The organism is Candidatus Clostridium stratigraminis, from assembly GCF_045310675.1.
Lineage (GTDB): Bacteria > Bacillota > Clostridia > Clostridiales > Clostridiaceae > Clostridium_AT > Clostridium_AT stratigraminis.
The window spans coordinates 91,813-113,662 of sequence record NZ_JBJHZZ010000004.1; the positions used below are offsets into that span (position 1 = coordinate 91,813).

Sequence of the window (21,850 nt, forward strand, 5' to 3'; positions counted from 1 at the left end):
CTATTTTATTCCCTCTCTCACTGTCTCGTAAGTTATAGCAGCATTATTTAATTCATTGATAGCTACAGTTAAAGGTTTACTATTTTCTGTATCTATAAGAGGTTTACTTCCGTCAATTATTTGTCTTGCTCTTTTGGAAGTAATTATAACTAAAGAATATCTATTATCAACCTTAGTTAATAATTCAACTATTGATGGATTAATCATAGAGTTTACCATGGGTTAACTCCTCCTTATTAATTAATGTATCTTTTAATCTATCTACTCTGCATCTTTCTGCAATTACTATACTTTCTATTTTTTTAGCTGCAGCATCTACAGTATCATTTACCACGGCATAATTGTATTTAGATACAAAATTTATCTCTTTATATGCCGACATAAATCTTGTCATTAAGGACTCGGGAGTTTCTGAGCCCCTATTTATAATTCTTTGCTTAAGTTCTTCCATTGATGGGGGAAGAATAAAAATAAATATACCTTCCGGAAATGCATCCTTAACCTTAAGGGCACCTTGAATATCTATTTCTAATATTACATCTTTCCCAGTTTCGAGCATATCTATAACATTAGATTTTGGAGTTCCATAATAGTTACCATAGACCTCGGCATATTCTAAAAAATCACCTTTTTCTATTCTAGTTTGAAATTCTTCATGTGAAATAAAAAAATAATTCTTACCTGGTAACTCCCCGTTTCTTGGCTGTCTTGTAGTAGCGGAAACAGAAAGCCACATTGAGTTTTTTTCCATTAGAGCCTTACAGATGGTTCCTTTACCAGCACCTGATGGTCCTGAAATAACTAGTAAAAGTCCTCTATCTTTCATTATTCCTCTACCTCGTCAGCTTCGACTTCATCTTTATTAGAAGATAATCTATGTGCTACAGTTTCTGGCTGAACTGCAGACAATATTACATGATCGCTGTCTGTAATTATAACAGCCCTAGTCCTTCTACCATAAGTAGCGTCAATAAGCATACCCCTGTCTCTAGCTTCCTGAATTATTCTTTTTATCGGCGCAGATTCAGGACTCACTATTGCAACTAATCTATTAGCAGACACAATATTACCGAATCCAATATTGATAAGTTTTATACCCATTATAATCCTCCTAAGTTACTCTATATTTTGAACTTGTTCTCTTATTTTTTCTATCTCATTTTTCATATTAAGTACTACATTTACAAGCTCTAAATCATTTGCCTTTGAGCCTATAGTATTTGTTTCCCTATTCATCTCTTGGATAATGAAGTCAAGCTTTCTTCCTATTGGTTCTTTTAAAATCAAGGTATCCATCATCTGATTAAGGTGACTATATAATCTAACAATTTCTTCATCTACATTTGTTTTATCTGAAAAAATTGCAACCTCCATAGCGACCCTAGACTCATCTAATTTAACATCATTTAATAATTCTGCCAATCTTTTTTCTAATTTTTCTTTATAGGAAGTTACAATTAATGGTGCTCTTCTGGAAATATCGTCCACTAATTCCTTCATATACTTACATCTTGCTTCTAAATCACTCCTAAGTTTTTCCCCCTCTTTTTCACGCATTATTAGAAGATTGCTTATAGCGTCATTTAAAGCCGAATTTATAGCATTCCAGGATGCTTCTAAATCATCTTCCTTTTGATTTAAGGTAATAACATCTGGAAATCTTGCCACCAATGAAACAGATATATCATCTCTAACATTGTACCTTTCTTTTATCTCCTGTAAACACTTGACATAGCTGTCTGCTAATGATTGGTTAAAGTTTGCAATAACATCATTTGTTGAATAGGTATTCTGGGTAATAAAAATATCAACCTTACCCCTGTTTAAATTTTGTGAAACTACTTTTCTAATGCGTTCTTCTAATGATATTAAGTTTCTAGGAAGTTTTATGTTTATATCTAAGTATCTATGGTTAACGCTTTTCATCTCAATAGAAAAGCTTTTACCTTCCATATCCTTTGTTCCACGCCCAAAGCCAGTCATACTTCTTGCCATAATATTTCCTTCCTTCTTTGCCATCTAATCAAGATATATTCATTAACTTATTTTTGTTTATAAAAAAACAGGTTTTTAATTTCCTGATTTTTAAAAATAAAATAATTTAATTTTATATCTGCACTCCATACCTAATTATACATAATTCATTATAAAAAATGCAAGATAAATTTGTCATATAAACTTTTTTTGAAGTTTGTCATTCATATGCATAGGATTCAATAAATTAAAACCCATAACTATGAAAAATTAATACCGTTTATTTTTTCTTTAGTTTTACAGCACTTAAAGCAGAAAAAATTTTTTCTTTTTCCTGAGTAAGAGCTATTCTAAAAAACTTATTTCCTTCTTCTCCAAAAACCTTTCCCGGAGTTACAATTATTCCATATTCACTCAATAGTTTTTCACAAAATTGTTCCGCTCCATAACCTTTGGGGGGTTCACACCATATATAAAAGGTTCCTTCAGCAGAGAAGAAATTAATATTAAGCTTATTTAATATTTTTTCAGTTTCAACTCTTCTTTCTATATACACTTTTCTTATAGAATTTATATAGCCTCTGTCAAGTTTTATTGCCTCTAAAGCTGCATATTGAATTGGTTTAAATTGTCCTGAATCAACATTTGTTTTAATTTTAGAAAGAGCTTTAATAATTTTGGCGCTTCCAACAGCATAGCCAATCCTAAAGCCTGTCATATTATAGGATTTAGAAAAGCTGCCAATTTCTATACAGTTATTGTTATTATTATTTTGAAGTAAGCTAATAGGGCTATCGTAGTTACATAATATTTCATTATAGGCAGCATCATTACAAATTACAATGTCATTTTTGTTGCATATATTTTTTATCTCTTTATAAAAGTCACTAGTAGCAGTAGCTCCAGTTGGATTATTAGGGTAGTTTAGTATAAGTAAATTACTATCTTTTAGGATTTTTATTGTTAAGTTGCTTATATTTGGCAAATATGAATTTTCCTTTTTTAGACCTATATTATAAGTATTAACACCCCAAAGCTTGCAGCATATATCGTATACTGGATAGGAAGGTTTCGGTATAATGGCATAGCTTCTAAAATCACATACGGCGGGTATTAAATTATTTATACCCTCTTTTGAACCTATAAGAATAAGCACTTCATCAAGGCTAAGTTTTACTGAATAAACTTCATTATAATATTCAATAATTCCTTTTTTTAATTCATTAATACCTTCATAGGGAGGATATTTATTATACTTATTTAAAGTTAAACCATATAAAAGACCATCAATTATTTTTTTATTAACAGGTAAATCCGGGTCCCCTATGCTTAGATCAGTGACATTTATACCATTTTCAATGCATTGCTTTCTTATTAGATCTAAGTCTTTAAAGTGATATTCTGAAATATTTTGGAGCCGATTATTTAATTTCATAAATGCCCCCATTTTTATAACTTTTTATTATTTTATTCTCTTAAATAATATTTGCTACCTTATTTTATAGATAGTTTAATATAAATTTGTAATTAAAAGCATATATAATTTACATCTTAGTTAAAGTCTATTAATATATAAATAAAATAGTTACAAGAATTTATCCAATTAATTCAAGAATTTAGTAAGGGGGGAACTTAGATGAAAGTTGTGGATATGCATTGTGATACTATTAGTGAAATCTTAAATGAACAAAGAAAAGGAAATAACCTTGAACTAAAATCAAATAATCTTAATGTTGACATTAATAAGCTGAAAACAGGCGGCTACTTGCTGCAGAATTTTGCTATGTTTGTGAACCTTAAAAAAACAAAAGAACCTTTACAAGAAGTCTTAGCCTTAATAGATTGCTTTTATAGTGAACTGGAAAAAAGCAAGGATGAGCTTTCTCTAGCCTTAAATTATAAGGATATAATTAAAAATGAAAATGACGGGAAAATTTCTGCTTTATTAACTATAGAAGAAGGTGGTACAGCTTGCCTATCACTTGAAAATTTGAGGAACTTCTATCATTTAGGCGTTAGAATGGTCACTCTAACCTGGAACTATCCAAACGGCATTAGCTCACCTAATATCAATATGACTGATGGAGAAATGTTAGATTTCCATGTTCCAAATACAAAAGATGGCTTGACACCCTTTGGTTTTGAATTTGTCAAAGAAATGGAAAAGCTAGGTATGATTATAGATGTTTCTCATTTAAGCGATGCGGGCTTTTACGATGTACTAAATTGTACTACAAAACCCTTTGTAGCCAGCCATTCCAACGCAAGAAGCATAACTAATCACGTACGTAATATGACTGATGATATGATTTTAAAGCTAGCTAAGTGCGGAGGAGTTTTAGGGATAAATTTTGCAGGTGACTTTCTTGAAGAGCCAGAGCCAGGAAAAAGAATGCGCTCTAAAATTAGTAATATGGTTAAACATATTAGCTATATTAAAAATTTAGCAGGAATTGACTGCATTGCCCTTGGCAGCGATTTCGATGGTATTTATCAAGATCTGGAATTGTGTGACGCAAGTAAAATGCCTGAACTTGAAAGGGCACTGAAAGAAGCCGGTTTTAGTAATGAGGATATTGAAAAGATTTTTTTTAAGAATGTTCTGCGGGTTTATAAGGAAGTATTAAAGTAAATCTTTTTAAAAATTTTAAGATAATGAAAATTTTGCAGAAATCTATAAAATATGTGGAATGAGCGCATAGTGGTGAAAAGCCTAAATGGCTTTTCACGGCGATCAGCTCATGTAACATATTTTATATATTGCAGCTATTTTTATTGTTTTCTTCTATTTAATTTTTTTAATAATTTTCTCGTATACCTTAACCATATATGGTTCACTAGAATATAAGGCTACTTTCTCTATAGGTATCCATTTTACTCCGCTGTTTTCATCAGGTTTTATCTTAAGACTTTCCTCTTCATCAGCTATAAGCAGGTATGCAATAGATAGATGAAGATGAGGAGCTACATATTTACCTCTCTTAATGTGTCCTACCACAGTTAGAATATCTAAGGATACAATTTCCTTTGTTAATGGTACTACTTTCATAACCCCAGTTTCTTCCTGGGCTTCTCTAATTGCAACTTTTAATAAGTCTTCTTCACCATCAGCGTGTCCACCTGTCCAAGCCCAGGAATTATATATGTTATGATATATCATCAATACCTTATCCTTAGCTTTATTTATTATAAAGCCTGAGCTTGTAATATGTGCAACTTCATTTTCACGAGTTAAGATATTCTTAGAATCCTCAATTAATTTTAATATTATTTCTTTATCTTTATTCTCTTGTTCGTTATAAGGAGTGTAGTTTTTTATAGTACTAATCCAATTCATATATGTTTTCACTTCCGACTTTCAAAATAATTTTATAATTATTAGTGCATTAATATCAACCTAGTCGTAAACTTTTATTTTTTATAAACTCGCTATTAAATTTATCATATTCATAAATGGCATCTTTGTTTGATTTATCTCTAATACTATCGATTTTTTCAAAATTTGCTTTCAATACATTAACAACTCTAGTATCGATTTCAAAGGAGTTAGCCATATTTATAAGAATATTAATAGTTTCAGATTCGCTTATTGGATCACGATATGGCCTTTTTTCTCTTAAAGCAGTAAATATATCTGCAACCGCTATAATTCTAGCGCCTAATGGAATTTCATTATCTTTGAATCCATAAGGATAACCCCTGCCGTTTAACTTTTCGTGGTGCATAGAACCCCATTGCCTAATTGTATCGAAACCTCGTACATTTTCTAAAATACGATTTGTATGATAGGAATGTGTTCTCATTAAAGAAAATTCTTCTTTTGAAAGCTGAGTTGGTTTTTCCAGTATCTCGGTAGGTATGGCTAGTTTACCTAAATCATGAATATATCCTGCATATTTTATCATTTTCATTTCATCTTCATTAAAACCTATTAAACTTGCCAAACTTTCAGCACAAGCTGCTATGGTTAAGGAATGCGCTGCTGTAAAACGACTTTTAAAGTCAACAATGTGGCTTATTACTTTCATGAAATTCTCAAATTCGCTTTCAGTAATGGTTAAAAAATTAAAGTTATAGTTTCTTTTAATATAGTTAGGTCGATCTAGATAATTCATATCCAACCAAAAACTATCTTTACAGGAAAGTTCTAAAAAGGCCTTGACTATTTTCGGATTAAAAACACTATTATCTGATGTTTTTATAATAGATAATATGTTTTCAACCTGATTAAGGATATCCCTATCGCCCAATTTTATCAGTATTGCAATACGGTCCGCCAAATTTAAAATATGGCTTCTAAAGGGTATTTTTTCACCATTAATACCTACGCATTTTCCGTGCTGCAAAGGATGATGATGATACCTGATTATCTTTGCAATATTAGAAAAAGGTGCAAATTTATTTAATAATATATATCCTTTTTCTGAATGTAAATTAACATCTTCGTAATCGAATTCAAGTGGGGCTAGTCTTTCTATATTAGTTAGACCACCAACATCATGAAGTGAACCAGCTATTTCCAGTTCCAGCTGTTCATATACTGTTAAGCCTAACTGATTTCCTAAGGAGTAAGATATATAAGCAACTAATTTATGATGATTTGCAAGAATGGGATTTACTAAATCAATTGACTCAGATATGCTGTATACTAAATCAGTGTATAGAAATTCAGAAAACATCTAGTACCTCACTTTCTTAGACTAAAATTGATTATATATTAATTTTACATAAACTTTAGAAAAGTACAATATAAGTTTCTAAAAATATTCTTCATTAGCATAATTTTCTTATAAATAAAGAATTTTTAAAATTATTAAAACAATAAAAAGGTATACTAACTAGCATACCTTTTTATTGTTTTAATTTAAATTGTTAATTACTATAATGTCCTGATTCAAATATCTTTTTAATTTCATTTAAATCTTCAGTTTTGCTTAAGGCCAGCATTAACTTAATTCTAGCCTTTTGCCCAGGCATGTTATCACCATAAATGACACCTAGTTTTCTTAGTGTCTTGCCTCCGCCAGGATAACCATAAGAATCTAGTACTCTTCCTTGATAACATCTTGTAACTAGTACAACAGGAACACCATTTTCTATTGCCCTCTTTACACCATCCACCATTAACGGTGGAATGTTGCCTCGTCCCATTGCTTCGATTACAAGCCCTTTTACTCCTTTTGAAAGCGCAAATTCTATGTAGCTTGAATCCATGCCTGCTGCGCATTTTATTAAGTCAACCTTACTTTCTATACTATCTGTAATTATATGCTGTTTCATAAGGCTGTCCCTATAAAAAATAACTACATTGCTGTCAACAATTCCAATTGGCCCAAAATTTGGACTTTTAAAGGTATCTAAGCTCATGGAATTGGATTTAGTGACTTCGCTGGCACAATTAAGTTCATCGTTCAAGCAAACTAAAACCCCTCTGTTTTTAGATTTCTCAGATATAACTGTGCAGATGGAAGCAGCTAAGTTAGCAGGACCATCATAGCCTAATTCAGAACCGTTTCTCATAGAACCAGTTACAACTACGGGTTTTGGGCTATTTATAGTTAAATCTAGTAAAAAGGCTGTTTCTTCAAGAGTATCAGTACCATGAGTAACTACAACTCCTGTTATATCCTCTCTATCTAATAAACCTTGTATATACCTTGATAGATCCATCATAATTTCTGGAGACATATGAGGCCCAGGTAAATTTGAAAAAGTAAGAGATTCAATTTCAGCATAATCCTCAATTCCGGTAACCATGGCCATAATTTCTTCACCTGTTAAGGTAGGCACTGCAGCACTTATTCTTGAGTCAACCTTCATGGTAATAGTACCACCATTAAATATAACTGCAACCTTTTTTTTGTTATTTTGAATCGTATTCATGTGAACACCACCTATTTATTGTTAATAAATAATGACAAAAATGAAATATATCTTTCAATACAAATTTATTTTACAATAATAATTTCATAAAGTCACTATATTTAAAATTAAAATTTAAATTAATATTTTAATAAAACCTAAAACAAGTGGTATTTCAAAGTTAATTAACAATATAAGGGTAATTTTACTTTAGAACCATTGGTTCATCCTGTTCACCATCTAAGTAATTTATATACCTGCTGAAAGCATAAAAAAAGTCTGATAGACGATTTACATACCGATAGCCTTTTGGATAGATTTTATTATCTAAGGCTCTTACAAAGATTCTTTCACTTCTTCTAACTATGGTTCTTATAACATGACAGGTAGTAGAATTTTCACTGCCATAATAATATATGAAAGATTTCAGTGGCTCAGTGTTATCAAACATATAATCAATTTCTTTTTCAAGAAAGGATATTTCCTCATCTTTTATATACACTTTAGTATACTCTGTTGAGATTTCTATTCCTATTAAATATAGGTGGTATTGTATTGTTTTTAAGGTATTATCAAGCTTTAAATATGTATTCTGTTCATACTTTGAAGAAGTTAACTTAAGCTTGCTTCTTAATAGGCCAACGTAAGCATTTATCTCGTCTATGCTGCCTTGTACTTCCATTTCAATATCTGCCTTTGAATATTTATTAGAAAGCAGATTAGTTGTATATCCTTGATCTCCTGTTTTTGTATATATCTTTCCCATAATAGTCCTCCCATAATAATTTACTTCTAATTTTATATTAACCCAAGAAATATAATATAACAATAACTCAGGAAAGTATAATTAAGTTCTAGTTATAAAACAGTTTTCTTATCAGCATTAACGTAATATCAGCAGCAATAAATTAATTTCTTTATAATGAATAGATATATAAAAGTTACGCAACCTATGCTTAGGAGGCGATACTTATGACCAATATGCCAATCGAAAATACATCTGATAATAGCTTGCAGGAAGAAACTGAAAGCATTCCAGAAGAAAAAGATAGTGCCTATGGTTATAATGATAATCTTACGGCAAAATTAGGTGGTAACTACTCCAAAGTAATAGAGTATTATGATACTAAATTATAGGCATTACTTGCTAGTATTTTGAATTTTAATAAATAAAGTATAAAAGAGCTTTAATTAGCTCTTTTATACTTTGGGAAGTCCTTTAACAGCTTCTCTAGCATTACTTTTTACTTCCATAGTAATAGGATTTGCCTTCTTTTTATTTGTGGTTTTATTATCATTATTATTATTTTTTGAGCTCATTATATCACCCCTTTAACTATATCCTTCCCTTGGCTTAAGCTTATATTCATTTTATTTTATTTCAATTTAACTTAGTATTGTAAGTTTTATAAATTTTCTCTATTTGGGCACTACTAAAAATGTGAAAGGAAGGTGAAGTAATGAAAAACAAATTAATTTCTTCTATTTGCTTTAGTTTAATTTTCTTGATACTGCCGATTAATATTATTAAGGCAGAACCTCAAAGTGAAGGTCCTTTTAAGCTGCCGCCCTTGCCTTACAGCTATGATGCTCTTGAACCGTATATAGACGCTGAAACTATGAAACTTCACCATGATAAGCATCATGCAGCTTACGTAGCGAAGTTAAATGAAGCTGTAAATAAGTATCCTGAGCTAAAGGATAAATCTCTTGAGTATTTACTTACACATCTAAACAGCTTGCCTTCAGATATAAGAGAAGCTGTTAGAAATAACGGCGGTGGACATTATAATCACAGCATGTTTTGGACAGTAATGGGTAAGAATAAAGGCGGAGAGCCTAAGGGAAAATTAAAGGAAGATATCATTAAAACCTTTGGCAGTCTTGAAAATTTCAAAAAAGAATTTAACAAAGCTGCCTTAGATAGATTTGGAAGCGGCTGGGCATGGCTTATAAAGGATAACAATGGGATTCTTAAAATAGTATCTACTGCAAATCAGGACAGCCCTATTATGGAAGGCATAGCGCCTATTATGGGACTTGACATTTGGGAGCATGCCTATTATTTGAAATATCAAAATAGACGTTCAGACTACATAAATAACTGGTGGAATGTTGTAAATTGGGATGAGATTTGCAAGAGATATAAATAATAATAGCCACTCACCTAGTCAATGTGAGTGGCATTATAATTATTTTAATTAATATTTAGGAAACTGTCTTCTCCTATAAGAATTACTTATATGATAAGTTATTTACTTTTTATAACTTAAGTAAATAAATATACTTACTTTTATATTAGAAATATGGTAATATATTTATAGGAGATGATTAATCATGGAAAAATTTCATATGTGTCCAAGATTTGAAGCTGCATTTACACTTTTAGGCAAGAAATGGACAGGACTAATTATCCGTTCTCTCTTAAATGGACCTAAAAGATTTTCAGATATACAATCAATTATCCCTAGTTTAAGTGCACGTATGCTTACAGAAAGATTTAAGGAGCTCGAAGAACAGGAAATTGTTATTCGCACAGTTTATCCTGAAATGCCTGTACGCATAGAATATGAGCTAACGGATAAAGGCAGGGATTTAGAAAAATCTATGAATGAAATTCAGACCTGGGCTGAAAAATGGACATAAGTAAAAACCTTTTTCTAAATTTCATTTAGAAAAAGGTTTTTATTTATATACTTAGGTGAAATTTGTAATAAGTTCATACATAAATAGAGTCAGTTAAAAGTATTTAACTGACTCTATTAACTTATGAAATTAAATTATTTAACTATTTTAACATGTTCATCTGCATACATAAATTGTTTTTCTCCAGCACCTGCAGTCGGCTTACCAAATGGCATTTGTGCAAGCAGCTTCCAGGATTCAGGAATATTCCAAGTCTTTTTTACCCCATCGTCAATTAATGGATTATAATGCTGCAAGGAAGCTCCAAAACCTTCAGCTTCTAATGCTAACCAAACAACTAACTGAGCCATTCCTGAAGATTCAAGAGACCAAACTGGGAAGTTATCCTTATATAATGCAAAATCACTTTGAAGCTTTTCTATTACTGAATTATCTTCAAAGAAAAGCACTGTACCATAGGCATTTCTAAACGAATCCATTTTTTCTTTTGTAGATGCAAATGCATTCGCTGGAACTATTTTTCTTAAGGTTTCTTCAGTGATTCCCCAAAGTTTATCATGGTTTTTGCCTAGTAAAACTACTGCTCTTGCACTTTGAGAATTAAATGCCGAAGGTACATACTTTACTGCTTCCCTAACTATTTCTTCAATTCTTTCATCACTAACAACTGCTTCCTTACTAAGTCCATAAAATGTACGTCTCTCTTTTAATATTGTGAATAGATCTTTACTCATTTTAATTCCTCCTAAAATTTTATATATTTATTATTTATTATTTTATATTATTTATTAAAATTATCATTATTAAAGTCATCTATGGCTTTTAGAATCTCATCCATTGTATTCATTACAAAAGGTCCATATCTTGCAACTAGTTCATTTATTGGTTCCCCGCTTATATATAAGAAGCCTGAATTGCTGCCTGATACCATAAAATCATTAGTTTCTTCTATTAAGGCCAGATTTCCAGCTTCTACTTCCATTTCTTCACCTTGAGAGGCTACTTTAACTTTACCTGTGTGTACATATATTAAATTTGTACCCTTGCCTTCTTTTTTAAAGTCTCCTTCCTTAATTCTTACATCCATATAATCTATAGGATAATAAGAACTTACAGCGCCGCTGATTCCTTCAAAGGTACCTGAAATAATTTTAACTTCTATACCATCCTTTTTAATAACTGGTATTTCTGTGACTTTAATATGCCTGTATTCTGGAGCTACCATTTTAAGCTTTTTAGGTAAGTTAATCCATAGTTGATATCCCCAAAGCTGACCTTTGTCCATCATAGGCATTTCTTCATGAAGTATGCCCTTACCAGCAGTCATCCATTGTACTTCACCTGCTTTTAAGTTCCCTTCATTGCCATTTGAATCTCTATGAACAAAACTACCTTCAATCATATAAGTTATAGTTTCTATTCCTCTATGTGGATGCATTGGAAAACCTGCTGCATAATCATTTTTGTCGTTACTTCTAAATTCATCTAATAAAAAGAAAGGATCTGCATGGTCTAAAGTTCTAGTAGCTATTGTTCTATTAAGCTTCACTCCTGCCCCATCGCTAACTTTTTCGCCTTTTATTAATTTTATCGTAAAAATCACCTCTTTAATGTTATTAACAATTATAATAAAAAATTAATATTGAGTTTTTTTATAATTAAATGATTGATAATAATTTTTAATTACTTTATGTAAGTATAATACAATAAGTAACGTGGTTATGTCAAGTAAATTTATAAAATTTATAAAATAATTTTTATTGATAAATTTAAAGATACAACATTAAATTATCCTGAATTTAAGTTCTAAATAGTTAAAAAATTGCACTCCAGAAAAAGGAGTGCAATTTTCTAATAATGCTGCATATATTTAGTTTTAAAAATCTTGCAAATACAAGTTTTGTGCTTTACTATTTATCATTTGCTAGACTTGAGGTACTAATATGAAGAATATTATTGACCTCTCCATTTATATTTGCAAGTTTTAACAAGTTTTTATTTGATTTTGAGGCTGTCCATAATTTATACCCCTCAGAATTTTTTATTTCATCAGTGACAATTACCTTATCACCCTCATAATATCTTAGGTAAATATCCTTATAGGTTGCACACATAAGCTGAACCTGCTCAGCAGTATAGTCATCAGAGAGAGATAATCTGGTTGCATTTTTTTCATACAGTGTATTTCCATAGCTCTCTTTTGAGTATTCTTTAAAGTTTAAAAGGTTCTTATCCTTTTGATTCGTTTCCTTTGCCCAGCCTTCCACATCAACACTTGTAGTAGTATAATCAATACCATTTTTAGGTGAATATTTAAGAACACCATATTTTTGTGGATATATATCTATGCAGCTTGATGCTATATCATAAATAGTTTTTCCATTGCTGCTATTTGATTTTATATCTTGAAGATGTAGATGTCCTGATAAAGTTAAATCAATATTTAATTCCTTAAATAATGCTATTGCATCATTGCTGTTATCAATTGTAAAGTCTTTTGATACTATATCACTATGATTTATTAAACTGTGATGCATAACAGCAATTAACTTAGCACCTTTTGATTTAGCTAAAGCACTGCACTGCTTAATCCATTCCATAGTTCCCTTATCTATTCTTCCTCCAGTTTGAGGATATCCTAAAACAAGGTTATTATCATATTGAGCAGTATCTAGCATCAAAAGCCAAACATCATCAGATGGTGCTGCAAGGTAGCTTAAGGTATTCTTATCTCTAGAAATAGCCTCTTTATAGCCAAAGTCACCATAAATTTTGCTAAAATCATCTTTTGTAATAGAAGAAACTACATATTGATCACTGCCTTTAAAACCTCTAGCATAAGGGTTTAATATATCATGGTTTCCTGGTATAACATAAACACGGGTACCAGTCTTCTCTATGACAGAAAGCCTCTTTGCAAGCTCCAAGTGACTATCCTTTTCACCATTACTAGTTAAATCTCCGCTAAGTATTAGTACATCCGGATTTTTATTTTTAATATCTCTAGTGAAAGAATCCATTATTTGCTGCATATAATTTAATTCCTTACCATCACCTGTTTTAATAAACTCTTGAAATGCTTGTCCACCATCAGTTAAGTTCTTAGCAAGATAATGAGTGTCACTTGTTACAAAGAAAGTAATATCCTTGCCAGATTTAATTGTTGAAGCTTTAGTGCTGCTGCAGCCAAATAGCGACGTTGAAATAATTACGAGTATTAGTCCTAAGATTCTCTTTTTATTTTTCATTTTAACTCCATCAATGCTCAATTTGTTTTTTATTAAAAAAGAAAGAATATATCCTCTAGTGTAGAATATATTCTTTCTAGAATCAAGTATTTTGAATGGGGATCTGGAATAAATAAATAATAGCACAGCCCAAATTTAAAAAATGTGATTCTAATCACTTTTAAAAAAACATAACCTTTTATTTTGTTGTATTATTTTTTATCCTTTTTACGAAATATTGATAACCCGCCAAATCCGCTTATTATGGCCATATAAAATCCGAAATCATACCACTAGCCTGTATTTATAGTTTCATATACCCGTATCCCCTTTTTAAATAACCCTAATATAAGAGAAAGTGGAGCGATCCAACCATGCCAAACGCCCCAAAAGAAGCCAGCAGGTTTTGAAGCAGTATAAGTACCGTCTCCTGGAACACAGCCAGTTAGTGTAAGTATAATAATAATGGAAAAAATACTTAAAATAATAATTTTCTTTTTCATATTTACCTCCTATAATCCCTTTCTTAATTAGATAAGAATAATTATTACACTTCAATTAATATTTTAATAATCAATTAAAGTATAAGTTATATCCTATGCTTTTAATAAGTCAATGGGTGGTACTTGATTTATATAACTAATTATATGTTATTTTATGTATAATAAGAAATTGCTTAATGATTTTATTTTTTACATGTTGTACCTTATAACTTTATGAAACAGAATTTAGCATATTCACTATATTGTAAATTTATAAAATGTATGATAAACTTATCACATAAACTTTATAAAGTTTGCGTAATAAGTTTAAATACATAGGAGTGATACCTTGAGTAAGCTTTCAGGAAGACCAAATATTTTAAAAAAAGTAAACAATGATATTATAAAAAACGCCTTAAAAACTATGGGTTCAGCTACAAAAGCAGAACTTGCAAAAGAAACAGGAATCAGCCTTACAACGGTGGGTCTTATACTTTCTGCCTTAATTAGTGAGGATGAGGTTTTAAATCAAGGTTTCGATGAATCCAGCGGCGGAAGAAGAGCCGAGCGATATACCTTAAACTTAAATCACTCCCTAGCAGCTGTCTTATGCGTTGAAGATAAATATATTGATTACGCAATTGGAAATACCGCAGGTGATTTAATTGAAGATGACAGATACCAAATTGTACAAGGCAAACATATGGAAGCTGTTGAAGCCTTAATCAGAATTTTAATAAAAAAATATAATTCCATTAAATATATAGGCCTAGGGGTCCCTTCTGCTGTTGATAACGGCCGCCTTTTTACAGGAAGTAAATTAAAGGAATGGTACAGTTTTAATGTTAAAGAATATCTTGAAACAAAATATAAGTTACCAATTATAATAGAAAATGACCTTAATGCTATAGCAACTGGCTTTGCTTATAATAGATTAAAAGAAGCCGGCCTTTATGATTCTGAGTCTTTAAATATGGTATATATTAATTTTACAGAAGATGGTACAGGTGCAGGCATAATTGCAAATGGAAAACTGGTTAGAGGCTTTTCCCATTATGCTGGTGAGGTTGGATTTCTTAAGCTTAGTAATGGAAGAACCTTGGACAATATTGTAAATGAAAGTAATACAATTGAGGAATATGTTTCAGTAATTGCTGCTACTATATCAGTTATTAACTGTATTATTAATCCAGAATACATTGTTATTGGAGGAGAAAATTTTAAGTTTGAGTATCTCCATATGATAAACGAATATTGCTCAAATTATATTGATGAAAATATAAGACCAGAAATTATACCTGCTGAGGACAGCAGAATGGATTATATTTCTGGAATAATGCATCTGACTATAGAAGATATGACCTCTGGTATTAGATTGATTAAATCAAAAAAATTATAGACAAATAAGGAGGAAGCTATGTTTGATTCTCATGTTCACACTAAATTCTCTACTGATTCTAAAATGGAAATCACAGATGCAATTAATGCTTCTAGCAAACTTAATTTAGGACTAATAATAACTGAGCACATGGATGTGGGCTTTCCATCTATTGATAGCAACACCTTTTGTATAGCTGATTTCTTTAATGAATATTCAAACTACAGAAGTGATAAACTTCTCCTTGGAGTAGAACTTGGAATGCGCCCAGATTTAATAGACCAAGTAAAAAATGTTGCTGTCTCCTACCCTTTTGATCAAATTATAGGTTCTGTTCATGTTGTAGATAAGATGGATGCCTATCCAAAAAGCTTTTATGAAGGCCGCAGCAAAACTGAGGTTTATGGGCAATATTTAAAATATATGATTAGATGTATAAAAACTCATGATTTTATTGACACTCTAGGTCATATTGATTATATAGCAAGATACAATGATTATTTTGATAAAGAGCTCTACTATGATGAATATATAGAATATATTGATGAAATACTGAAGCTTCTAGCTGATAAAGGAAAGGCTATAGAAATAAATGCTAGTAGATTATCTAAACACGATGCAGCTGTAAACCTAACAAAGATTTACAAGCGTTTTAAGGAGCTTGGAGGTAAATATGTAACTATTGGCTCTGATGCTCATTCCCAGGAGAGCATTGGAAGGAACTTTAACATTGCCAAAGAGATTTGTGATGCCTGCAATCTCAGAATAGTGCATTTTAAAGAAAGGAAGATGGTGTAGGTCTTATTTAGCTATACCATCTTCCCTTTTAATATCTAATTTTTATCTTAGTAAAACATGATATTTATTTTATTTAAAGATTACCTTCCCATCATTAAAGCTTTCAATTATCGCTAGTGACTCTACCTCTATTCCTAAATCTTCAAGGTCCCTTCTTCCCTTTTGAAAGCCCTTTTCTATTACAATCCCAACTCCTGCTACTTCAGCCTTTGCTTGTTTTACCAAATCAATAAGTCCTAGAGCTGCTTTTCCATTAGCAAGAAAATCATCGATAATTAATACCTTGTCCTTTTCATCTATAAAATTTTTATTTACTTTAACATTATAGGTTTGTTTCTTTGTATAAGAATATACTTCTGATTCATAAGCATTCTCAACAAAATTAGCACCTGTATGTTTTTTTGCGAAAATTACTGGAACATAATCAAAATATTGAGATGCAATAGCTGCTATGCCTATACCAGACACTTCTAAAGTTAGTATTTTTGTAACTTCTTTATTTTCAAATCTTCTTTTAAATTCCTTTCCCATTTCATTAAATAATTTAATGTCCATTTGGTGATTAATAAATGAATCAACTTTAAGAATATTACCATTAATCACTCTTCCATCCTTAATAATCTTGTCTTTTAAACTCCTCATGAAAAATCCTCCTTTTTTTTAGTAACACTAAGTATTTTAAACAGTTCCCTACCGATAACAACTATTGGTATCTTTGTACAATGACTCCATAGCAATAGATTTCTACATAAAAAAATCCTAGGCACTAGTTATTCTGCCTAGGATCATATAAACGTAATTAGTCTTACATAAGTGTACGCAGCCAAAAAAACTACATTATAAAAAATATAGTTGTTGAAATTACGTATAATGTAAAAAAAAGTATTTGCTTATACAATCGTAGTCAGGTAGTTTACGGCCTCCTGGTAGAAACGTTCAAACCATATCATTGAACATATACGATGCGAATATATATTTTATATAATATAAAATTATTCGTGAAATTATAAGTTTATTATACACATTATTATCATTTATGCAAATACCTATTTTACATCTTCATTACTTAAATTTAAATCTATATCTTTCTTACATTTTAACTATAGGCGTCCATATTTCACATTTATAATCCTTTGCCGATGGATCACCTGGATAATACACTTCTATATCTGGTGCATTTCCATGCTGGAAGCCTGTTTCTGGATACCATTCATTAAAGACCTTTGACCATAAATTTATCAAAGTATCTGGCATAGGCCCTACTGATTCAAGTATAGCCCAATCTGCAGAAGGTATTTCTCTTTTTTCAAATTCAGTATCCTTTACATCATTTATATCTTGTATTGCAATCATATAAGAAAATTCCTGCTTAACTTCTTCAAAATCCATACATATACCTAACAGCTTTTCTGAGCTGTTAAGCTTAATAATTTTGTCTGTTGTTCCATCAAAATTGCATTGTTCCCACAACTTAGCTAGTCTTTGGTTATGCTTCTCATCACCGTAGAATATCCTATAAACCTTACCTATAACCTCAAAAGCCTCTTTCCTTACAATTTTGTAGTCCATATATTCTGCTCCCTTTACATTTGTTTACTTGAATTCAAGAACTGCTCTAAGCTTTATTTTTGTATACCTAATAAATCTTCTGTCCTTTCATTCATGTACTTATAGGAATCAAATACACCCATATTATAGAATTCAGGTGCTAACTTTTCCGTTATAAAATTCAATACAAGATTTGCAGCTAAGTCTCCTAATTCCTCTTCTCTTTCATTCAAAAAATATGTTTTAATTTCTGAAGTCATATACTCCTTTTGGTCCTTAGTTAATTTAAAATTATCTTTAGGCTTCACGTAAATTACTCCTTTTAAATTTAAATATGTTATATAATGTAATTAATGTGATTGGGAGAAGTTGAAATAATGTTTGACCAAATATCTTCAAAATGTTTGGTTAAACATTTTTTTATTTATTTTATTATATATAAAATTAACCTTAGTTACAAATTCTGTGCATATAATATATTTGTTAAAGCGATTTAATATATAAATTTTTTGATAGTTCTCGGAGCTTTTCCACATTTAATATATATATTTTTTTATCTTCACAATTTATTATGGATTTTGCTTCAAGCTCTTTTAAGGTTCTATTTAAGTGCCTGTAGGTTGCCCCTAAAAACTGTGCTATTTCTTCAAAAGTAGAATTCAAAATTATGTAGTTTTTATCTGTAATATGCTCTACCAAATAGCTGGATAACCTATTTATAAGGGGATATACAAAGTTATAAGAGCTATTATTTATGGTTGCAAAAAGCTTATCACTTAAAGAGTCAATTAAATGATGTAGAAACTTCACATTATCAAAATATTTTTTTCTAAGTATTTCAGAAGGTATAGCAATTAAATAACTATCTTCTACTGCTTCCACATTGCAGCGTATAGGAATGTTTTTTAAAAGTTCTAAATCTCCTATAGAATTAAATTCTTTATAAAACTTTAGGAGCATTGATTTGCCGTTTTCAAAAAGGTATGAAATTTTGATTTTCCCCTCTAATAGAAAATAATAATATTCAAGATTTGATTCTGCTTCAAATATATATTCTTCTCTTTCATAAAAATGGAGCTGTGCATAATTTATTATTTCATGATCTAATAAGCCCTCAATATTAAACTTTTCAGTATAATACTTTAAAAGTTTATCATCGGAAATTCTTTTCATATACCCTCCTGTATTCCTTATCCTGCACTGGAAGATTATTAATCTTTCAGCCTCCTTCACATGACATATGTCATATTCAAGTTCCTAGGAATATTGTAATTTATTAATAAGGAATTGTAAATTGTTTGGTGCAGATTAAGGAAGACAGTTTGTATGATATAATTAGAGAAGCAAACTTATTAGGGGGAAAATATGAAATACGAGATTATAATATTTGATGCTGATGAAACACTATTTGATTTTAAAAAATCTGAAAGAGATGCTTTTAAAAATGCAATGCTAGAATTTAATTTTAAATATGATGAAAATTATCACTTGAAAATATACCATGATATTAATACTGCTATATGGAGGGAGTTTGAAGAAGGGCTAATAACACATAAGGTACTAAAGGTAGAGAGGTTTAAAAGATTATCAGATGCTTTAAAAGTTAACTTTGATGAAAGTTCCTTTGCAAAGTCCTATATGAAGCATTTAGCTAATGCCTCTTTTTTATATGAGGACAGCACGGACCTTGTAGAAAGCCTTCATAAAAATTATAAGCTTACTATAGTTACTAACGGTTTAACGGATGTTCAAGACAAAAGAATTAGAAAATCAACTATAGCAAAATACTTTGAAAATATAGTTATTTCTGAGGAGATACTTGTATCTAAGCCAGATCCTAAAATCTTTGAGCACTCTTTAAACAGTATTAAGCATACTGATAAAAGCAAGGTTCTAATGGTGGGTGACAGTTTAACCTCTGATATACAGGGTGGAATAAACTTTGGGATAGATACCTGCTGGTATAATCCTAACAAAGTTCTAAACAGCTCAGAAATTAAGCCTACTTATGAGATTAATAGTTTAATGGAGCTTATAGATATTCTTGAAAAATAATTGAATTTAAAAGGTCAAGATGTCATAAATTGAATCTTGACCCTTTTGTTTTTTAATGTAACTTAACCGTATCGTTTTTAAACCAATCCTTAGGTTCTATACTTTGTACAGAATTCTCATCAATTTTCCAGGTATTCTTTTCATTTATTAATCTTAACCTTCCTTCAAATTTTATTGAAGTTATATCTGTTAAGTTGCCATCTTTAATATAGTTAGCTTTTACAGTATAATAAAAAACTGGCTGATTATCCTTTGAATTTGGTAAGTCGTTGTTAATTATCAAGCTATCTAATTTAACTTCACATTTTAAATTGTAGGCTGACCTTGGAATTACCAGAGCTGCACGTGTTGCTAAGAAATCATTAGAATATCTTTCTGTTAAATATGAAAGAAATTTTTTTGTCCTTTCGTCATTGGGATATAATATGCTAATATTATCAAATGTATGATAATTTGAATAGTTAGTAAATTCAGTTAGAAAGCTAATAGCAACCTTCTTCGCATTTTCTATATCATTATTATTTAAAGTTACTTCCTGTTTGCTGGAAGGGGAGATTTTAGAAGAGAAGCTGCCAATGTGCGTTACTAATATAGGTATTAGTATAATTATGAGCAAAAACATAGCAACTTCTAACCACCCTGAAGTAGAATATAAATTGATCTTAAACCTCTTTTTTGGTGGAATCTTATTTTTAACCTGAGATTTTTCCCATATTTCATCATAGGATGGAATGTCTATTACAATATTCTCTGCATAAGCATCCAGTGAATTTTTAATAAGCTTATCTAAATCCATATTATATCACCTCATTTCCATTTTCATTTATTTTTTCATCAATTAGAATCTTTAACTTTTTCCTTCCTCTTGATAGCCTTGCTTTTACTGTTCCCTCTGAACACTTCATAGCACTTGCTATTTCTTTAATTGTAAGATCATTGTAATAGAAAAGTATTATAGTAATTTTCTGAACCTCGGGTATTTTATTTATATAAGACATTATTTCATCATGAAGTTCATTCTCTAAAAAACTATCCTCAGGAATAAAGTAAGATTTTTCTTCTGAAATTTCAATAAGATCATCTTCCTCATATAATAGCTGCGTCTTGGAGTTAATATTTATATGTTTCATACAGCAGTTAATAGTAATTGTATAAATCCAGGAGCTAAATGCAGAATTATGCAGAAGTGTATTAATATTCATATAAATTTTTATGAATACCTCCTGGACTATATCATGTGCATAAGATTTATCATTAACAATCAGATATGCAGTTTTATAAATTTTTTCACTATAGGTTTCATATAATATTTTAAAAGCAGCTTTATCATTATTTTTTAACCTATCTATTAGCTCCTCGTCAATCATAATAGAATCTCCCCTTTTACCTTTCTATTGTATAAGATTAACAAATAATAAAAAAGGTTGCAATTTTATGGAATTTATTTTAAAAATATTAAAATATCAAGAAATAAGATGAACCCTACACAGCAGATTTTTTTATTATCTATTCTGTAGGGTTCATATTCTTATTATTATTAATCATTGACCATCCCAAGGGATATATTTGTTTACCATGTCCATTGAAAACATATGAAATATATTGCCATAGCATATATTAACCTCTTCGTCACGGTATCCTGTTTTAGGAAGCATAATTATGTTTTGGTTTGTTATTCCACCACCTGTACTTTGAGCTTGAGATTTAGATGAGGTAGGAAGAGTGCCTTTTGTTTTGTTTATAATAGAGCAAGATGTAAGGATTGAGATAGATAAAATGCACGAAATTATCAAATAGATTATTCTTTTCAAGAAATCTCCTCCCACTTAAAAATTTTACTTTCACCCAATATTAAAGTCTTATGCATATGAACTATTCCC

At 30.3% G+C, this 21,850-nt stretch carries 26 protein-coding genes, 1 pseudogene and 1 riboswitch; of the genes and pseudogenes, 7 read left to right on the top strand and 20 right to left on the bottom strand.

Annotated features, from left to right (window positions below; genetic code table 11):
- The 5 genes from rpoZ to ACJDUG_RS08510 all read right to left on the bottom strand — a co-directional run bounded on the left by rpoZ (position 1) and on the right by ACJDUG_RS08510 (position 3,409).
- Positions 1-219 carry a DNA-directed RNA polymerase subunit omega gene (rpoZ, locus tag ACJDUG_RS08490; protein WP_406769463.1) on the bottom strand — a complete coding sequence of 73 codons (219 nt, stop codon included), beginning with the start codon at positions 217-219 and terminating at the stop codon, positions 1-3.
- Positions 200-826, bottom strand: coding sequence for a guanylate kinase (gmk, locus tag ACJDUG_RS08495; RefSeq protein WP_406769464.1), 627 nt, complete (start codon positions 824-826; stop codon positions 200-202). The genes rpoZ and gmk overlap by 20 nt, the downstream gene beginning before the upstream one ends.
- Positions 826-1,101, bottom strand: coding sequence for an extracellular matrix/biofilm regulator RemA (gene remA / locus ACJDUG_RS08500; RefSeq protein WP_406769465.1), 276 nt, complete (start codon positions 1,099-1,101; stop codon positions 826-828). The genes gmk and remA overlap by 1 nt, the downstream gene beginning before the upstream one ends.
- Before the next feature lie 15 nt (positions 1,102-1,116).
- Positions 1,117-1,995 carry a YicC/YloC family endoribonuclease gene (locus ACJDUG_RS08505; RefSeq protein ID WP_406769466.1) on the bottom strand — a complete coding sequence of 293 codons (879 nt, stop codon included), beginning with the start codon at positions 1,993-1,995 and terminating at the stop codon, positions 1,117-1,119.
- A 259-nt stretch (positions 1,996-2,254) separates the two neighbouring features.
- Positions 2,255-3,409, bottom strand: coding sequence for an aminotransferase class I/II-fold pyridoxal phosphate-dependent enzyme (locus tag ACJDUG_RS08510; RefSeq protein ID WP_406769467.1), 1,155 nt, complete (start codon positions 3,407-3,409; stop codon positions 2,255-2,257).
- A 201-nt stretch (positions 3,410-3,610) separates the two neighbouring features.
- Here ACJDUG_RS08510 and ACJDUG_RS08515 point away from each other — a divergent pair, with 201 nt between their 5' ends.
- Positions 3,611-4,606: a dipeptidase gene (locus ACJDUG_RS08515; protein WP_406769468.1), complete on the top strand. Its 996-nt coding sequence runs from the start codon at positions 3,611-3,613 to the stop codon at positions 4,604-4,606.
- Between the two features lie 153 nt (positions 4,607-4,759).
- On the opposite strand, the gene ACJDUG_RS08520 is transcribed toward ACJDUG_RS08515, so the two are convergent.
- The 4 genes from ACJDUG_RS08520 to ACJDUG_RS08535 all read right to left on the bottom strand — a co-directional run bounded on the left by ACJDUG_RS08520 (position 4,760) and on the right by ACJDUG_RS08535 (position 8,602).
- Positions 4,760-5,311, bottom strand: a complete 552-nt coding sequence (locus ACJDUG_RS08520; protein ID WP_406769608.1) for an NUDIX hydrolase — start codon at positions 5,309-5,311, stop codon at positions 4,760-4,762.
- Positions 5,312-5,366: 55 nt separating this feature from the next.
- Positions 5,367-6,653, bottom strand: a complete 1,287-nt coding sequence (locus ACJDUG_RS08525) for an HD-GYP domain-containing protein (RefSeq protein WP_406769469.1) — start codon at positions 6,651-6,653, stop codon at positions 5,367-5,369.
- 193 nt (positions 6,654-6,846) lie between these two features.
- On the bottom strand, positions 6,847-7,857 hold the full coding sequence (locus tag ACJDUG_RS08530; RefSeq protein ID WP_406769470.1) for an asparaginase: 1,011 nt from the start codon (positions 7,855-7,857) through the stop codon (positions 6,847-6,849).
- 184 nt (positions 7,858-8,041) lie between these two features.
- The gene (locus ACJDUG_RS08535) at positions 8,042-8,602 is read right to left on the bottom strand and encodes a cob(I)yrinic acid a,c-diamide adenosyltransferase (RefSeq protein ID WP_406769471.1); all 561 of its coding nucleotides are present in this window, start codon (positions 8,600-8,602) and stop codon (positions 8,042-8,044) included.
- A gap of 206 nt (positions 8,603-8,808) precedes the next feature.
- Between ACJDUG_RS08535 and ACJDUG_RS08540 the strand changes: the two genes are divergently transcribed.
- The 3 genes from ACJDUG_RS08540 (at position 8,809) to ACJDUG_RS08550 (ending at position 10,482) form a co-directional block, all read left to right on the top strand.
- A complete protein-coding gene (locus tag ACJDUG_RS08540) occupies positions 8,809-8,973 on the top strand; it encodes a hypothetical protein (protein ID WP_406769472.1) in 165 nt (54 codons plus the stop codon).
- Between the two features lie 323 nt (positions 8,974-9,296).
- A complete protein-coding gene (locus ACJDUG_RS08545) occupies positions 9,297-9,989 on the top strand; it encodes a superoxide dismutase (protein ID WP_406769473.1) in 693 nt (230 codons plus the stop codon).
- 184 nt (positions 9,990-10,173) lie between these two features.
- On the top strand, positions 10,174-10,482 hold the full coding sequence (locus ACJDUG_RS08550; RefSeq protein ID WP_406764781.1) for a winged helix-turn-helix transcriptional regulator: 309 nt from the start codon (positions 10,174-10,176) through the stop codon (positions 10,480-10,482).
- A gap of 134 nt (positions 10,483-10,616) precedes the next feature.
- Here ACJDUG_RS08550 and ACJDUG_RS08555 read toward each other — a convergent pair whose 3' ends face one another.
- The 4 genes and pseudogenes from ACJDUG_RS08555 to ACJDUG_RS08570 all read right to left on the bottom strand — a co-directional run bounded on the left by ACJDUG_RS08555 (position 10,617) and on the right by ACJDUG_RS08570 (position 14,212).
- Positions 10,617-11,216 carry a nitroreductase family protein gene (locus ACJDUG_RS08555; protein ID WP_406769474.1) on the bottom strand — a complete coding sequence of 200 codons (600 nt, stop codon included), beginning with the start codon at positions 11,214-11,216 and terminating at the stop codon, positions 10,617-10,619.
- Between the two features lie 47 nt (positions 11,217-11,263).
- Positions 11,264-12,031 carry a pirin family protein gene (locus ACJDUG_RS08560; protein ID WP_406769475.1) on the bottom strand — a complete coding sequence of 256 codons (768 nt, stop codon included), beginning with the start codon at positions 12,029-12,031 and terminating at the stop codon, positions 11,264-11,266.
- 361 nt (positions 12,032-12,392) lie between these two features.
- Positions 12,393-13,730: a metallophosphoesterase gene (locus ACJDUG_RS08565; protein ID WP_406769476.1), complete on the bottom strand. Its 1,338-nt coding sequence runs from the start codon at positions 13,728-13,730 to the stop codon at positions 12,393-12,395.
- 191 nt (positions 13,731-13,921) lie between these two features.
- Positions 13,922-14,212, bottom strand: a pseudogene (locus ACJDUG_RS08570) (hypothetical protein).
- A 328-nt stretch (positions 14,213-14,540) separates the two neighbouring features.
- Here ACJDUG_RS08570 and ACJDUG_RS08575 point away from each other — a divergent pair.
- Both ACJDUG_RS08575 and ACJDUG_RS08580 read left to right on the top strand, forming a co-directional pair.
- Positions 14,541-15,590: an ROK family protein gene (locus ACJDUG_RS08575; protein ID WP_406769477.1), complete on the top strand. Its 1,050-nt coding sequence runs from the start codon at positions 14,541-14,543 to the stop codon at positions 15,588-15,590.
- An 18-nt stretch (positions 15,591-15,608) separates the two neighbouring features.
- Positions 15,609-16,367 carry a histidinol phosphate phosphatase gene (locus ACJDUG_RS08580; protein WP_406769478.1) on the top strand — a complete coding sequence of 253 codons (759 nt, stop codon included), beginning with the start codon at positions 15,609-15,611 and terminating at the stop codon, positions 16,365-16,367.
- 69 nt (positions 16,368-16,436) lie between these two features.
- Here the strand turns inward: ACJDUG_RS08580 and ACJDUG_RS08585 are convergent, their stop codons facing one another.
- The 4 genes from ACJDUG_RS08585 to ACJDUG_RS08600 all read right to left on the bottom strand — a co-directional run bounded on the left by ACJDUG_RS08585 (position 16,437) and on the right by ACJDUG_RS08600 (position 19,088).
- Positions 16,437-17,009, bottom strand: coding sequence for a xanthine phosphoribosyltransferase (locus ACJDUG_RS08585; protein WP_406769479.1), 573 nt, complete (start codon positions 17,007-17,009; stop codon positions 16,437-16,439).
- Positions 17,010-17,248: 239 nt separating this feature from the next.
- A riboswitch (purine riboswitch) is annotated at positions 17,249-17,350 on the bottom strand.
- Between the two features lie 106 nt (positions 17,351-17,456).
- Positions 17,457-17,936, bottom strand: coding sequence for a GyrI-like domain-containing protein (locus ACJDUG_RS08590; RefSeq protein WP_406769480.1), 480 nt, complete (start codon positions 17,934-17,936; stop codon positions 17,457-17,459).
- A gap of 53 nt (positions 17,937-17,989) precedes the next feature.
- Positions 17,990-18,223, bottom strand: a complete 234-nt coding sequence (locus tag ACJDUG_RS08595) for a DUF2164 domain-containing protein (protein ID WP_406769481.1) — start codon at positions 18,221-18,223, stop codon at positions 17,990-17,992.
- A 175-nt stretch (positions 18,224-18,398) separates the two neighbouring features.
- Positions 18,399-19,088: a Crp/Fnr family transcriptional regulator gene (locus tag ACJDUG_RS08600; protein ID WP_406769482.1), complete on the bottom strand. Its 690-nt coding sequence runs from the start codon at positions 19,086-19,088 to the stop codon at positions 18,399-18,401.
- A gap of 192 nt (positions 19,089-19,280) precedes the next feature.
- On the opposite strand from ACJDUG_RS08600, the gene ACJDUG_RS08605 reads away from it, so the two are divergent.
- Positions 19,281-19,970 carry a YjjG family noncanonical pyrimidine nucleotidase gene (locus ACJDUG_RS08605; protein ID WP_406769483.1) on the top strand — a complete coding sequence of 230 codons (690 nt, stop codon included), beginning with the start codon at positions 19,281-19,283 and terminating at the stop codon, positions 19,968-19,970.
- Between the two features lie 52 nt (positions 19,971-20,022).
- Here the strand turns inward: ACJDUG_RS08605 and ACJDUG_RS08610 are convergent, their stop codons facing one another.
- The 3 genes from ACJDUG_RS08610 to ACJDUG_RS08620 form a co-directional block, all read right to left on the bottom strand.
- A complete protein-coding gene (locus ACJDUG_RS08610; RefSeq protein WP_406769484.1) occupies positions 20,023-20,766 on the bottom strand; it encodes a hypothetical protein in 744 nt (247 codons plus the stop codon).
- Between the two features lies 1 nt (position 20,767).
- On the bottom strand, positions 20,768-21,337 hold the full coding sequence (locus ACJDUG_RS08615; RefSeq protein WP_406769485.1) for an RNA polymerase sigma factor: 570 nt from the start codon (positions 21,335-21,337) through the stop codon (positions 20,768-20,770).
- A 174-nt stretch (positions 21,338-21,511) separates the two neighbouring features.
- Positions 21,512-21,781 carry a hypothetical protein gene (locus tag ACJDUG_RS08620; RefSeq protein ID WP_406769486.1) on the bottom strand — a complete coding sequence of 90 codons (270 nt, stop codon included), beginning with the start codon at positions 21,779-21,781 and terminating at the stop codon, positions 21,512-21,514.
- Between the last annotated feature and the right edge of the window lie 69 nt (positions 21,782-21,850).

Bases quoted from the DNA above. Each gene is read 5' to 3' on its own strand.
- ACJDUG_RS08555 (WP_406769474.1), bottom strand. From the start codon at position 11,216: ATGAGTAAAGATCTATTCACAATATTAAAAGAGAGACGTACATTTTAT.
- ACJDUG_RS08525 (WP_406769469.1), bottom strand. From the start codon at position 6,653: ATGTTTTCTGAATTTCTATACACTGATTTAGTATACAGCATATCTGAG.
- gmk (WP_406769464.1), bottom strand. From the start codon at position 826: ATGAAAGATAGAGGACTTTTACTAGTTATTTCAGGACCATCAGGTGCT.
- ACJDUG_RS08505 (WP_406769466.1), bottom strand. From the start codon at position 1,995: ATGGCAAGAAGTATGACTGGCTTTGGGCGTGGAACAAAGGATATGGAA.
- remA (WP_406769465.1), bottom strand. From the start codon at position 1,101: ATGGGTATAAAACTTATCAATATTGGATTCGGTAATATTGTGTCTGCT.
- rpoZ (WP_406769463.1), bottom strand. From the start codon at position 219: ATGGTAAACTCTATGATTAATCCATCAATAGTTGAATTATTAACTAAG.
- ACJDUG_RS08520 (WP_406769608.1), bottom strand. From the start codon at position 5,311: ATGAATTGGATTAGTACTATAAAAAACTACACTCCTTATAACGAACAA.
- ACJDUG_RS08545 (WP_406769473.1), top strand. From the start codon at position 9,297: ATGAAAAACAAATTAATTTCTTCTATTTGCTTTAGTTTAATTTTCTTG.
- ACJDUG_RS08540 (WP_406769472.1), top strand. From the start codon at position 8,809: ATGACCAATATGCCAATCGAAAATACATCTGATAATAGCTTGCAGGAA.
- ACJDUG_RS08580 (WP_406769478.1), top strand. From the start codon at position 15,609: ATGTTTGATTCTCATGTTCACACTAAATTCTCTACTGATTCTAAAATG.
- ACJDUG_RS08600 (WP_406769482.1), bottom strand. From the start codon at position 19,088: ATGAAAAGAATTTCCGATGATAAACTTTTAAAGTATTATACTGAAAAG.
- ACJDUG_RS08585 (WP_406769479.1), bottom strand. From the start codon at position 17,009: ATGAGGAGTTTAAAAGACAAGATTATTAAGGATGGAAGAGTGATTAAT.
- ACJDUG_RS08610 (WP_406769484.1), bottom strand. From the start codon at position 20,766: ATGGATTTAGATAAGCTTATTAAAAATTCACTGGATGCTTATGCAGAG.
- ACJDUG_RS08615 (WP_406769485.1), bottom strand. From the start codon at position 21,337: ATGATTGACGAGGAGCTAATAGATAGGTTAAAAAATAATGATAAAGCT.
- ACJDUG_RS08535 (WP_406769471.1), bottom strand. From the start codon at position 8,602: ATGGGAAAGATATATACAAAAACAGGAGATCAAGGATATACAACTAAT.
- ACJDUG_RS08510 (WP_406769467.1), bottom strand. From the start codon at position 3,409: ATGAAATTAAATAATCGGCTCCAAAATATTTCAGAATATCACTTTAAA.
- ACJDUG_RS08565 (WP_406769476.1), bottom strand. From the start codon at position 13,730: ATGAAAAATAAAAAGAGAATCTTAGGACTAATACTCGTAATTATTTCA.
- ACJDUG_RS08550 (WP_406764781.1), top strand. From the start codon at position 10,174: ATGGAAAAATTTCATATGTGTCCAAGATTTGAAGCTGCATTTACACTT.
- ACJDUG_RS08530 (WP_406769470.1), bottom strand. From the start codon at position 7,857: ATGAATACGATTCAAAATAACAAAAAAAAGGTTGCAGTTATATTTAAT.
- ACJDUG_RS08515 (WP_406769468.1), top strand. From the start codon at position 3,611: ATGAAAGTTGTGGATATGCATTGTGATACTATTAGTGAAATCTTAAAT.
- ACJDUG_RS08590 (WP_406769480.1), bottom strand. From the start codon at position 17,936: ATGGACTACAAAATTGTAAGGAAAGAGGCTTTTGAGGTTATAGGTAAG.
- ACJDUG_RS08605 (WP_406769483.1), top strand. From the start codon at position 19,281: ATGAAATACGAGATTATAATATTTGATGCTGATGAAACACTATTTGAT.